The following is a 12,714-nucleotide window of genomic DNA, read 5'->3' on the forward strand; positions in this document are numbered from 1 at the left end:
ACGCGCAGCGCGCCGTGCAGCGAATAGTCGTGCATCTTGTGCAGGGCGCGATACATCAGCCGCGCGAACATCCCCTCGATGAAGAAGGCGCGGCCGACCAGGCCCATCAGGTTGCCGACCGTCGAATAGCGGCCGAGCGACACCAGCGAGCCGAAATCCCGATAGACGAAGGGCGTCAGCTCGTGTCCGGCAAGGCGCCGGGCGATCTGGCCGACCATGTGGCTCGCCTGCTGATGCGCCGCCTGCGCGCGCGGCGGGACGGGGAAGTCGTGGCCGGGGCGGGGGCAGGCGGCGCAGTCGCCGATCGCGAACACGTCGGGGTCACGCGTCGTGCGCAGGGTCTGTTCCACGACGAGCTGGTTGATGCGGTTCGTCTCCAGCCCGTCAAGATTGCGCAGCACGTCCGGCCCCTTGACCCCGGCCGCCCAGACGACGAGTTCGCTCGCGATGAAGGTGCCGTCGGCGAGGGTGACGCCGGTGGCCGAGACCTCCGCCACCTTGGAATTGACGCGGACCTCCACGCCCATGCCGCGCAGCAGGGCGGTGGTTGCCAGCGAGATACGTTCCGGCAGGGCGATCAGGATTCGCGGCGCCGCCTCGATCAGCACGATGCGGACGTCGTCCGCCGGCCGGATGCGATGCAGGCCGGTCTCGACCATGCGATGGACGGTGTGGTGCAGTTCGGCGGCGAGTTCGGTGCCCGTGGCGCCCGCGCCCACGATCGCGATGTGCAGCTGGCCCGGGCGCACCGGCCCTTCCTGCGTCTGCGCGCGGATGCAGGCGTTGATGAGGCGGCGGTTGAAGCGCACCGCCTGGTCCGGCGTCTCCAGCGGCACCGCGTGGTGCGCGGCGCCGGGGGTGCCGAAATCGTTGGTGATGCTGCCGATCGCGATCACCAGCGTGTCATAGGGGATGTCGCGCTCCGGCGTGATCTGCCGCCCCTCGTCGTCGGTGGTGGCGGCGACGCGCACGACCTTGCGCGCGCGATCGAGCCCGATCATCGCGCCATAGCGATAGTCGTATCCATGGCGATGGCCATGCGCGAGGTAGTTCAGCTCCTCCTCGTTGCGGTCGAGGCTGCCCGCGGCGACGGCGTGCAGGAGCGGCTTCCACAGATGCGTGCGGGCGCCGTCGATCAGCGTCACGCTGATGTCCGGCTGCCGCCGATAGCGCCGGCCGAGCGTGGTCGCGAGTTCGAGCCCGGCGGCGCCGCCGCCGACGATGACAATATGATGTGGCTGCATAAGCCCATGCTAGAGCATGGGGCGTCCGGATGGAATCATCGCATGGCGGTCGCGCAAGGCGGGCCGCCCACCGGGCGGCCGCCGCGCGGGGCAGGCGCTCAGACGACGGTTCAGACGACGGTGAGGCCGACGTCGACGTTGTTGCGGGTCGCGTTGGAATAGGGGCAGACTTGGTGCGCCTTTTCGACCAGCGCCTCGGCGTCGGTGCGTGACAGGCCGGGGAGCGAGACGGCCAGCGCCACGGTGATGCCGAAGCCGCCTTCCGAGCGCGGGCCGATGCCGACGGTCGCGGTCACGGTGGCGGCGTCCGGCACTTTCGGGCCGCCCTGCGAGGCGACGAACTTCATGGCGCCGAGGAAGCAGGCGGAATAGCCGGCGGCGAAGAGCTGCTCCGGATTGTTGCCGGGTCCGCCGGCGCCGCCGAGTTCCTTCGGCGTGCTCAGCTTGACCTTGAGCGAGCCGTCCGTCGTCGCCGCCTCGCCGTCGCGGCCGCCGGTCGCCGTCGCCTTGGTGGTATAGAGCGCATTCACGGGCATGTGGTGTCAGTCCCTGTCTGTGTCGCCGGGTTCCGTGTCGCCGGGATCGGCCTCGTAAAGCCGCGCGGTCTCGGCGAACACCTCGTCGGTCGTGCGGCCCGCCCGATAGGCCGCGATGCCGCCCGCCGCGCGGTCGGCGTCGGGATGCTGGCGCGGGTCGGGTTCGGCCTCGCCGACGACGGTACGCAACGGGATGAGCGCCGTCCAGGCCGGCACGGCGTAATCGTCCTCGTCGTCATGCGGCGGCAGGTCGCGGATCTTGGCCGAGGCCTGGTCGATCGGCATCTCGACGACGCTGGTCGCCTTGATCTCCTGCGCGGACGGCGCGCGCAGCACGGCGCTGCGGCCGGGGAAGAAGCGGTTGATGAAGCCGTCCATCGCCCGCAGCTTCGCCGCCGGATCGGTGACGAGGCGCGCGCGGCCATAGGCCATGACGCTGCGGTAGTTGATCGAGTGGTTGAAGCCGCAGCGCGCCAGCACGATCGCGTCCATGTGCGTGACCGTCACGCAGACCGGCACGCCGTCCGCCTGCGCGCGCAGCATCCGGCTGGCCGAGGAGCCGTGCCAGAGCAGCGTCCCGCCCTCGCGCCAGAAGCCGGTCGGCGTGCAGTAGGGCTGGCCGTCGATGACATAGGCGACGTGGCACAGCATCGCCGCGTCGAGGATCGCGTGGACGGTCGCGTGGTCGTAATGGCCGCGGTCGTGGCGGCGGCGCAGCCGGTTGCGGTAGGTGACCGGATAGGCGGGCGTCTGGCTGTCCACGGGGTTCAGTCCCCCGCCAGACGGGCGGCGCCGAGCGGCGCGCCGAGGCGGATCAGCGGCGCGATCGCCGGCGCCGCGTCGATCGCCAGCACCGCGTCGGCGAGGGCGCGCGCCCGGTCGGCGCCGAGCACGGCGTCCGTCAGGCCGGCGAACTTGGCGCGTAGCCCGGCCTCGTCGGGGAAGTTCTCCGGCTCGCCGCGGGCGATCACCACCACGCGCTCATGCGTCTGCCCGGCGGCGCGCACGGTCAGCCGCGCGCCCATGTAGCGGGGGAAGTGGCGCTCGATCTCGTCGTCGGGGCGGCAGTCGATCTTCGGCAGCAGGCTGCGAATGGTCGGGTCGTCGAGGTGCTTGTAGCTGTCCCAGCCCATCTCGCCGGTCGCCAGCGCGCTCGCGATCACGAACGGGCCGCTGAACTGCCCGTCCACCACGTTGCGCGGGTCGCGCCGGCGTTCGATGTCATCGCCGATCAGGATCATGCCCGAGTGCGGCAGGCCGAGCACGACGCTCTCGATCGTCTCCGGCTTCAGCCCGATTTCCTCGCGCAGGGCGAGGGCGGCGTCGATGCCGGCATGGCCATAGCGGCAGGACGGGTAGGGCTTCACCGCGGTCGCCATCAGCTCGAACACGGTGCCGAGATCCTGGCAGACCCGCTCCGGCCGGGGCGAGGGGGCGTAGGCGGCGAGGAAGCCGTGCTTGCCCTCGATCGGCGCGGCGGCACCCTTGAACCCCTCGCGCGCGAGAGTCGCGGCGGCCAGGCCGGACATGGCGGCCCAGCCGACCTGGAATCGCTTGGTCCAGGCACCGTTGGCGAGGAATTGCAGGCTGCCGGCGCATTGGCTGAGCGCCGTGCCGAGCGCGCTCGCGACGCCGTCGGCATCGAGGCCGAACACCCGCGCCGCCGCCGCCGCCGCGCCGAACGCGCCACAGGTGGCGGTGGGGTGGAAGCCGCGGCGGTAGTGATCGACGGCCGGCAGGGCGACCGCGAGGCGGCACGTCACCTCATACCCGGCGATGATCGCCGCCAGCACGTCGGCGCCGGACGCGCCGGTCATCTCGCCCGCCGCGAGCGCCGCCGGGATCACCGGCGCGCCGGGATGCAGCGAGCCGCCCGCGTGCGTGTCGTCGAAATCGAGGCTGTGGGCCAGCGCGCCGTTCAGCAGCGCCGCCCCGGCCGGGGTGTAGCGGGCGGCATCGCCGAAGACGCCGGTGTTGCCGGCGGCCATGCCGAGCGCGCGGGCCATCGCCAGCAGGCTGGGCGTGCTTTCGGCATCGTGGCGGGCGCGCACGATGTTGCCGATCAGGTCGAGGACCAGCAGCTTCGCCCGCGCGACCACCTCGTCGGGGAGCGCCGGCAGCCGCGTGCCGGCCACGAACCGGGAAAGCGTGCCGGTGATGTCGGTCTCGGCCGTGCCCTGTGCCATGCTGGCGTCCCCCCGCGTTGGAGGACCATTGTCGCGGCGACGGGCGGATAATCCAACCCGTGCCGGACGCATTGCGGGTCGTATTTCGCGCCGCCCGCCCCTACCTCGGCAGCGGGCACCGAACGCTTCCGCCCGGGCACGGCAATTCACGGCAATCCACGAAGGCAGACCGTATGATCGACCTGCATTACTGGACCACGACCAACGGCCATAAGGTCACGATGTTCCTGGAGGAAGCGGGCATCGAGTACCGGATCGTGCCCGTCAACATCTCCACCGGCGCGCAGTTCCGGCCGGAGTTCCTGGCGATCTCGCCCAATAACCGCATCCCCGCGATCGTCGATCACGCCCCGGCGGGCGGCGGGGCGCCGGTCTCGGTCTTCGAGTCCGGGGCGATCCTGCTTTATCTGGCGGAGAAGACGGAGCGGTTCATCCCGGCCGACCTGCGCGGGCGGGTCGAGGTGCTGCAATGGCTGTTCTGGCAGATGAGCGGCCTCGGCCCGATGGCCGGGCAGAACCACCACTTCGTGCAGTACGCGCCGGAACGGATCGACTACGCGATGACCCGCTACATCAACGAGACCAACCGGCTGTACGGCGTGCTCGACCGAAGGCTCGCGGACCGGCCCTTTGTCGCGGGCGGCGAGTACACAATCGCCGACATGGCGTGCTATCCCTGGATCGTGCCGCATGAGCGGCAGAAGCAGGATCTGGCGACGTTCCCGAACCTGAAGCGCTGGTTCGAGACGGTGCGCGAGCGGCCGGGTACGGTGCGCGCCTATGCTGTCGCGAAGACGATCAACACGCAGTCCACCGTCACGGAGGCCTCGCGCGGTGTCCTGTTCGGGCAGACCGCGAGCAACCGTCCCGCGGGCTGACCCCGCGCGGCGCAAGGAGGAGATCGCACGATGAAACTTCCGGGTCCCGACCATCCCATCACCATCACCCCGAAGCCGGGGCGGGTGCGCGTGCGCGTCGGCGGCGAGGTGATCGCCGACACCACGCGGGCGCTGGAGCTGCGCGAGGCGTCGTATCCGCCCGTGCTGTATATCCCGCGCGCGGACGCGACGATGGACCGCATGACCCGCACCGCGCGCTCCACGCACTGCCCTTACAAGGGCGATGCGTCCTATTACACGGTCACGGCCGGCGGCCGGACGGCGGCGGACGCGGTGTGGAGCTACGAGGCGCCGTTCCCCGCGATGGCGGAGATCGCCGGGCATCTCGCCTTCTATCCGGACCGCGTGGACGGCATCGAGGTGGGCGGCTGACGGCGCCTCGCCGCTAGCGCCAGCGGCGGTGCAGCCAGAGCCATTGCTCGGGGTGCTCGCGTATCCAGCCTTCCACGATGGTGGTGATCATCTGCATGGTGGCGGGCACGTCGACCCGACCCTCGGCGTCGCGGGGCAGGTCGAGCGGCCCCACCGCGTCGACGCGCAGGCGCCGGTCCGGCAGGCGGATCACCCGCACGCCAACGACCGGGCAGTCGAACTGCCGCGCCAGCCGCGCGATCGTCGGGTTGGCGCGGCAGCGCCTGCCGAAGAAGGTGACATCGACCCCACGCGAGAAATGCTGATCGACCAGCGCGCCGAGATGCTCGCCCCGCTCCAGCGCGCCCGCCATCTCGAACACCGCCTCGCGCCGCGTGGAGATCAGCCGGCCCATCAGGCCGGAGCGGATACGCTCGATCTGGGCCGCGACGGCGCGGTTGTTGGGCATGCGGTAGACCACCGCCGACGGCAGGCCGTGCGCCGCCGCCGCGACCGCCGGCAGCTCCCAGTTGCCGAGATGGGCGGCGAAGCACAGCGCGGGGCGGCCGTCGTCGCGCAGGGCATAGAACAGCGGCGCGGAGTCCGTGACGATCCGCCCCGCGTTGGGCCGCGCCTCGTCATAGTCCCACAGCGCGCCGAGATGGACGTATTCCCCGGCCGTGCGACCGAGATTTTCCCAAACGCCCCGCAACGTCGCCTCGATCCAGGCCGGATCGGCGTCGGGGTAGGCGGCGCGCAGGTTGGCCCGACCCGTCCGGTGGACCGGCAGCAGCGGACCGATCCGCCGCGCCATCGCCCCGGCGAAATCCGACGCGCGGTCGGGGTCGGCGCGGCGCAGCACGGCCAGCAGGGCGGCGACCGCCGCGCCGGTCAGGCGGTCGAGCAGGCGCATCGCGTCAGAGCGTCACGATGATCTTGCCGAACACGTCGCGCCCCTCCAGCCGCGCCAGCCCGTCCTGGAAGCGGTCGAGCGGGTAGACGCTGTCGATGACCGGCCGCACCCCGGCGGCGATGCGCGCGAGCGCGCGGGCATTGGCCGCGATCGGCGCGCCGAAGCTGCCGATGATGCGGTATTGCTGCTGAAAGAGCTGCATCAGGTTGATGCTGCCGGACGGCCCGGACGTCGCGCCGCACGTCACCAGCCGGCCGCCGCGCCGCATCGACAGCAGCGAGCCGGCCCAGGTGTCGGCGCCCACATGCTCGAACACCACATCGACGCCGCGCTTGGCGGTCAGCTTGCGGACCACGCCCTCGAACCGGTCCTCGCGGTAGTTGATGACGTGATCGGCGCCGAGCGCCGCCGCCTTTTCCGCCTTGGCCGCCGAGCCGACGGTGGTGATGACGGTGCAGCCGAGCGATTTCGCGACGCGTATCGCGATGGTGCCGATCGACGAGCCGCCGGCATGGACGAGGATGGTCTCGCCGGGCTCCAGCCGCGCGTTGTCGAACAGCATGTGCTCGACGGTCGAGAAGGCCACCGCCACGCTGGCGGCGTCGGTGTCGGCGACGCCCTCCGGCACCTTGATGCACAGACGGGCCGGGTGGTTGGTGCGCCCCTGCGCGAAGCCGTCGATGTGGAAGCCGCGCACGCCGGCGACGTTGGTGCAGAGATTGTCCTCCCCGCGGGCGCAGAAGCGGCAGGTGCCGCAGACCAGCGCCGCGTAGGGCACCACCCGGTCGCCGGGCCGCAGCCCGGTCACCGCCGCGCCCGCCGCCACCACCTCGGCCACGCATTCGGCGCCGGTGACCAGCGGGTAGGCCCGCTTGGCGAAGGCCATGCCGCGCCAGCCCCACACGTCGATATGGTTCAGCCCGACCGCGCGCACCGCCAGCTGCACCTCGTCGGCGCCGGGCGGGGGCGGGGGCGGGATGTCGGCGAGGCGCAGGTCACGGTCGGCGATCAGTTGCAGCGCGCGCATGGCGGGTCCCGGTCAGGTCGTCGCGAGCCGGGCGTTGTTGCAGAAGCCCCGCGGCGGCGCCAGTCCCGGCCCCGCCGGTTGCCGCCGCCGGCCGCTTCGGGCAGTTTGGTTCGGTTCTAGGTCGATGGCGACGCGGAGGGCGGCGGCATGCTGCGTGTCGAAAGCCCCAACCTGCATTCGTGGAAGTCGCTCTTCCGCACCACCCGCGCCCCGCTCACCGTGCTGGCGATCGCCGGTATCGGCCTCGTGCTGCCGGCCCAGACCAGCGACGAGCTGGTGGCGTTGCAGGACATGTATCCGCTCGGCATCTCCGGCGTCGTCATGCTGCAGATCGCGGTCGGCGCCCTCGCGGTGTGCTCGTGGTACTGGGCGCGCGCGGCGCTCGCCGCACGTTTCGGCGTGGACGACACGCTGGAGGGACGCGCCGGGCTTGAGGAGCATCACCGCGACGCCTTCGACGCGGTGCCGCGGGTCGTCTATCTGGCGGGCGTGCTGCTCGGCGTGTCGCTCGTGTGGCGGGGATTCTCCTGGCTGCAGGCGGCATCGGTCGCGATCTGGGCGGTGCCCGGCTACGCGCTGATCCGCTGGCGGCTGGCGCTGACGACGCCGCGCTGCCGCAACTATTCGATCGACAACGCGGCGCTGCGCAGCCGGCGGGGTTTGGTCGCGTGCGCGCGGCTGGCGTGGCCGCGCACCCGGGCGCTGCTGCTGCTGGCGCCGTTCGGGCCGAAAGTGTCGGTGCCGCTGTTCGGCATCGGGATGATCGCCTTCATCTGGGGCGTGATCGAGGGCTACGTGCCCTGGGCGCGCAACCATGCCGGGCTGCCGGCGCTCGCCTCGCAGATGTTTCCGGGACCGTCGGTCGCGATGATCGGCTTCGCGCTGATGATCGGTCCGCTGACGGTGCTGGTGTTCGCGATCGACGGGCTGCGCATCGAGGGGCGGCTGCTGGGCCGCGGCGTCGGGCTGCGCCGGCCGCCGGTGCTGACGCTGATGCTGGTGTGGACGCTGCTCGCGCCGGTGCTGTTCAGCCTGCACACGGTGCGGATCATCCCGCCGTCCGCCTCCGCCTACTCGCTGGTGGATACCCGCAAGCCGCTGCGCGCCTTCCTCGAGGACTGGGCCAAGGTGTGCGCGCCCGACACGGCCGCGCCGCTGCACCCGATCGTCGTCGCCATCTCCGGCGGCGCGTCGCGGGCGGGCATCTGGGGCGCGCAGGTGCTGGCGGCGGTGGACGCGGCGGCCGGGCGTGGCAACAGCGCGATCTTTGCCATCAGCAGCGTGTCCGGCGGGTCGCTGGGGGCGGCCGCCTACATGGCGGTCATGTCGGCGACGCCGGCGGCCGAGCGGTGCGGTCATCCGAGCATGGCGGTCGCCGACCGGCTGGCGCGGCTGAACAACGCCTATCTCGGCGGCGACGCGCTCGGCCCGCTGCTGGCCGGCGCCCTGCTGGCCGACACGCCCCGCTCCCTGTTCGCGCCGATCGCCGCCGTGGTGCGGCTCGCCGCCCATCTGATGCCGCGCGGCGGCGACCGGGCCGAGGCGCTGGAGCGCGCGTTCGAGCGTCTGTGGCATCAGGATCTCGTCAGCGCCGGCCTGAAGAAGCCGGGCGGCATACCGGAGTTCTCGGCGCCGTTCCTCAGCCTGACCTATCGCCCGGACGGCTCGTTGCGGCCGGGGATGCCGATCTGGATCACCAACGGCACCGACGTCTCCACCGGCGCACGCATGCTCACTGCGCCCTTCGACGGCATGCACGACGCCGACTGGCCGTTCCGGGCGACCGGCGACGTGCTGGGCGTGCTGTACGCCGACGTGCCGATCTCGACGGCGATCAACAACAGCGCCCGCTTCCCCTATCTCGAACCGTCGGGCGAGCTGGTGCCTGCGATGGGACGCGATTCGATGCATGCGCAGATGCGCGGCAGCCGGCCCGAGCTGGTCGATGGCGGGTATTTCGACAACGAGGGGTTGCAGACGGCGCTTGAGATGGCGGAATGGCTGCGCCGCCAGCGTGTCGACGGCCGCGCCGTCGAGCCGATCATCGTGCAGGCGACGGCCAACGCCGACATCGTCGCGGCGGTGCGCGCGACCGTGGTGCGCTGCCCCAACCGCCCGATCGACGTGCCGACGCAGGTGCCGACCGCGCCGCACACGCTGCAGCTCCTGACGCCGGTCATCGGCCTGAACAGCGTGCGCGGCGCGCATGCGGCCGTGCTGCTGCGCGAGGTGCGCGACGAGTTCTGCAAGATGGACGAGAAGGGCCGGCCGATGCGGGCGTTCTATCACTTCTATCTGTTCAACTCGCCCGACCGGAACATCCCGCTGAACTGGCTGCTGGCGCCGCAGACGGTCACCGACATCCGCAGCCAGTTGGTCTTCGCCAAGGCGATGGGGCCGACCGACACCAACGGCAACCAGGCCGAGTACGCGAACCTTCGCCAGCAGATCGCCGGATTCGCCGCGGGCACACCCTCGCCCGCAGCCCCCGGGCCGCGCGAGGCGCAGACCACGCCGGAGCTGCGTTAGGCGGGAACAGTCAGCCGCGCGGCAGCCGCACGGCTTGCCGTGTGAAAGCGGTCAGCCGCGCAGCAGCCGCGCGGCTTCCGGCGCGAAATACGTCAGCACGCCAGCGGCGCCGGCGCGCTTGAAGGCGATCAGGCTTTCCATCAGCGCGCGGTCGCGGTCGATCCAGCCGCGCTCCGCCGCGCCGGCGATCATCGCGTATTCGCCGGACACCTGATAGACGAAGGTCGGCACGCCGAACCGGTCATGCACGCGGCGGACGATGTCGAGATAGGGCATCCCCGGCTTGACCATCACCATGTCGGCCCCTTCTGCGAGATCCATGGCGACCTCGCGCAGCGCCTCGTCGGAATTGGCGGGGTCCATCTGATAGGTCTTCTTGTCGCCGCGCAGCGCCGCCTGGCTGCCGATCGCGTCGCGGAACGGGCCATAGAACGCGCTCGCGTATTTGGCGGCATAGCTCATGATCCGCGTGTGGATCAGCCCCTCGGCATCGAGCGCCGCGCGGATCGCGCCGACGCGCCCGTCCATCATATCCGACGGCGCGATGACGTCGATGCCGGCCCGCGCCTGGTTGAGCGCCTGGCGCACCAGGATCGCCACGCTCTCGTCGTTGGCGACATAGTCGTCGCGGATCACGCCGTCATGGCCGTGATCGGTGTAGGGATCGAGCGCCACGTCACCCACCAGCCCGAGATCGGGAAAGGCGCGCTTGAGCAGCCGGGCGGCGCGGCACATCAGGTTGTCGGGATTGGTCGCCTCCGTCCCCTCGGCGTCCTTGAGTTCGCGCGGGGTGGCGGGAAACAGCGCGATCGCCGGGATGCCGAGGGCGGCGGCCGGTTCGACATGCGCCGCCAGCCGGTCGAGCGTCACGCGCACGACGCCGGGCATGGCGGCGACGGGCGTGACGGTGTCGCGTCCCTCCATCACGAAGACGGGCCAGATCAGGTCGCCGGTGGTCAGCGACGTCTCCGCCACCAGCCGGCGGGTCCAGGCATCGGTGCGGTTGCGGCGCATCCGGGTGTTCGGGAAGGACGGGGTCATGCGGCACTCCAGGACGCGGCGGAACGGTCGTGACACCATCCGCCAATCGGCGGTCCCGTGCCAAGGGGGCGGACGAGGGGGCGCCGCGCGGCGCGTGGCGTGCTAGGCCCAGGGTCGGCCACGCGTTGGCCGAGTCACCGAGGACCGCGCCGCGCATGAAAGACCCGATCAAGCTCTCCTGCCTGAAATGCCCGAGCTTCTGCTGCAAGATGGCGGGCTATGTGCAGGTGACGCCCACCGACATCCGCCGCCTCGCGCGGCATCTCGGCCTGACGGTCGCGCAGTTCGAGGAGCGGCACATCCTCAAGGTCACGCGCAAGGGCGAGAAGCTGATCAAGCCCGGATTCGAGACCTGCCAGTTCCTCGGCGAGAACCGCCGCTGCACGGTGTACGAGGCCCGGCCGAAGGACTGCCGCGGCTATCTGTGCTGGGAGGCGGAGGACCGCACCGTCTACGACAACGCCCGCTTCATCCAGCACACGGTCGCGCGGCAGGTGCGCGACGACCGCGCGGAGTAGCGGCGGGGCGTCCACCGACTGCACGGCCAGCTTGACCGCACGGGCGACGGGCGGCCAAGCTTCGCACGCGGAAGTTGCCGTGCCGCCCCGGAGGACAGAATTTCCGTGTCATTTCAGCCCGACGCTGCGGCGGATCATTCCGCCCGGCGCGCGATTCGTATTGTCCGCGCCCTGTTCGCCGGGGCCGCGTGCCTTGCCGTCGGGGTCGCGTTCACTCCGGCCGTGCCAGCGGGCGCGCAGACGCCGCCTACCAGCACCGGCGGCGCCGGCGGCAACAGTTCGAGCAAGAACACCACTGCCGGGGCCGGCGGGGCGGGCAACAACCTGAGCTACACCGCGACGACGCCGTTCAACGGCACGTTCACCGGCGGCAACAACCAGCCGCAGGAAGTCTACAGCCTCGGCGGCCCGGGCGGGTCCGGCACCGGCAGCAACGCCAACGGCGGCAACGGCGGCGCCGGGGGCACCGTCAGCTATACGAACCAGACGACCTCGACCTTCACCGCCGGCAGCGGCGGTACTAACGGCGCGCGGCTGATCACCGGGGTGTCCGCCGGCGGGACGGGCGGCGGCAGCCAGGGCGGCACGCCCGGCGCGGGCGGCGCGGGCAACACCGTCGGCATCACCAACAACGGCGCGGTGTCGCTGAACTGGACGTGGTCGGGCACGCCGTCGATCAACCTCGGCCTCGCGGGCGTGATCGCCAGCTCCGAGGGGGCGGCGGGCGGCGCGTCCAACCAGAGCCAGGTCAACGGCGGCGCGGGCGGCGCGGGCAGCGTCGTCAACGTCACCGTCAACCAGGGCGGCAGCGTCACCGTCGCCAGCCAGAATTACAGCGGCACCGCCGGCACGCAGAGCTTCGCGACGCCGCCCGGCCTCGGCATCCCGAACCTGATCGGCGCCGCCGTCGCGGCGGTGACGCGCGGCGGCACCGGCGGCCTTGGCTATGACAGCTCAAACGGCGGGGCGGGCGGCGCGGCCGGCGATACCGGCGTCTCCACCCTCAACGTCAACAACGCGCTGATCACCGTGACGCCGGGCAGCAACTTCGTCGCGGGACTGGTCGCCGAGGCGACGGGCGGGACGGGCGGCGGCGGCGGCAACGAGCAGGATCACAGCAACGGCGGCGCGGGCGGCCTGCCGGGCGAGATGTCGCTGACGATCGGCGGCAACGCCACGTCGCCGGCCGAGGTGACGACGGGCGGGACGGGCGCGCCGGCGATCCTCGTTGCCTCCAACGGAGGGCCCGGCGGGCCGGGCACCAACTACACCAATTTCAGCATCTTCGGCGCCGCTTCGGCGGGCAACGGCGGCAACGGCTCGCGCGGCGACCAGGCGGTCGCGACCCTGAACACCAACACGGTCATCACCACGACCGGCGCCCAGTCATCGGGCGTGCTGGCCACCTCTACTGGCGGTGCGGGCGGGACGGGGGGATATTTCGACACGACCTTCGCGGGCTTCGGCGGC

The 12,714-nt window shown here is 71.7% G+C and carries 11 protein-coding genes and 1 pseudogene; 5 read left to right on the forward strand and 7 right to left on the reverse strand.

The features are described from left to right. From B8460_RS00885 to B8460_RS00900, 4 genes are all read right to left on the reverse strand, one after another. Positions 1-1,244 (reverse strand): NAD(P)/FAD-dependent oxidoreductase (locus tag B8460_RS00885; protein ID WP_048859681.1); only part of this gene is annotated, 1,244 nt, incomplete at its 3' end. A gap of 110 nt (positions 1,245-1,354) precedes the next feature. Further along, positions 1,355-1,780 carry an organic hydroperoxide resistance protein gene (locus B8460_RS00890; RefSeq protein ID WP_048859682.1) on the reverse strand — a complete coding sequence of 142 codons (426 nt, stop codon included), beginning with the start codon at positions 1,778-1,780 and terminating at the stop codon, positions 1,355-1,357. Positions 1,781-1,786: 6 nt separating this feature from the next. Beyond that, the gene (locus B8460_RS00895) at positions 1,787-2,542 is read right to left on the reverse strand and encodes a pyridoxamine 5'-phosphate oxidase family protein (RefSeq protein ID WP_048859683.1); all 756 of its coding nucleotides are present in this window, start codon (positions 2,540-2,542) and stop codon (positions 1,787-1,789) included. A gap of 5 nt (positions 2,543-2,547) precedes the next feature. Then, positions 2,548-3,966 carry an MmgE/PrpD family protein gene (locus tag B8460_RS00900; protein ID WP_048859684.1) on the reverse strand — a complete coding sequence of 473 codons (1,419 nt, stop codon included), beginning with the start codon at positions 3,964-3,966 and terminating at the stop codon, positions 2,548-2,550. 173 nt (positions 3,967-4,139) lie between these two features. Between B8460_RS00900 and B8460_RS00905 the strand changes: the two genes are divergently transcribed. Both B8460_RS00905 and B8460_RS00910 read left to right on the forward strand, forming a co-directional pair. Continuing rightward, the gene (locus B8460_RS00905; RefSeq protein WP_048859685.1) at positions 4,140-4,844 is read left to right on the forward strand and encodes a glutathione binding-like protein; all 705 of its coding nucleotides are present in this window, start codon (positions 4,140-4,142) and stop codon (positions 4,842-4,844) included. A 30-nt stretch (positions 4,845-4,874) separates the two neighbouring features. Beyond that, entirely contained in the window at positions 4,875-5,237 is a 363-nt protein-coding gene (locus tag B8460_RS00910) for a DUF427 domain-containing protein (RefSeq protein WP_048859686.1), read from the forward strand. A 13-nt stretch (positions 5,238-5,250) separates the two neighbouring features. Here B8460_RS00910 and B8460_RS00915 read toward each other — a convergent pair whose 3' ends face one another. After that, positions 5,251-6,129 carry a lipid A biosynthesis lauroyl acyltransferase gene (locus B8460_RS00915; protein WP_048859687.1) on the reverse strand — a complete coding sequence of 293 codons (879 nt, stop codon included), beginning with the start codon at positions 6,127-6,129 and terminating at the stop codon, positions 5,251-5,253. 4 nt (positions 6,130-6,133) lie between these two features. Next, positions 6,134-7,156, reverse strand: coding sequence for a zinc-binding dehydrogenase (locus B8460_RS00920; protein WP_048859688.1), 1,023 nt, complete (start codon positions 7,154-7,156; stop codon positions 6,134-6,136). A gap of 147 nt (positions 7,157-7,303) precedes the next feature. Here B8460_RS00920 and B8460_RS00925 point away from each other — a divergent pair, with 147 nt between their 5' ends. Next, positions 7,304-9,685, forward strand: a complete 2,382-nt coding sequence (locus tag B8460_RS00925) for a patatin-like phospholipase family protein (protein WP_048859689.1) — start codon at positions 7,304-7,306, stop codon at positions 9,683-9,685. Between the two features lie 51 nt (positions 9,686-9,736). Here B8460_RS00925 and hemB read toward each other — a convergent pair whose 3' ends face one another. Continuing rightward, positions 9,737-10,726, reverse strand: coding sequence for a porphobilinogen synthase (gene hemB, locus B8460_RS00930; RefSeq protein WP_048859690.1), 990 nt, complete (start codon positions 10,724-10,726; stop codon positions 9,737-9,739). A 155-nt stretch (positions 10,727-10,881) separates the two neighbouring features. On the opposite strand from hemB, the gene B8460_RS00935 reads away from it, so the two are divergent. Continuing rightward, positions 10,882-11,244 (forward strand): YkgJ family cysteine cluster protein, encoded by a 363-nt coding sequence (locus B8460_RS00935; protein WP_048859691.1) that lies wholly within the window; start codon positions 10,882-10,884, stop codon positions 11,242-11,244. A gap of 222 nt (positions 11,245-11,466) precedes the next feature. Continuing rightward, positions 11,467-12,714 (forward strand): annotated as a pseudogene (locus tag B8460_RS00940) (hypothetical protein); the annotation flags it as partial.

Origin of the sequence: Acidisphaera rubrifaciens HS-AP3 (assembly GCF_000964365.1) — a bacterium.
Lineage (GTDB): Bacteria > Pseudomonadota > Alphaproteobacteria > Acetobacterales > Acetobacteraceae > Acidisphaera > Acidisphaera rubrifaciens.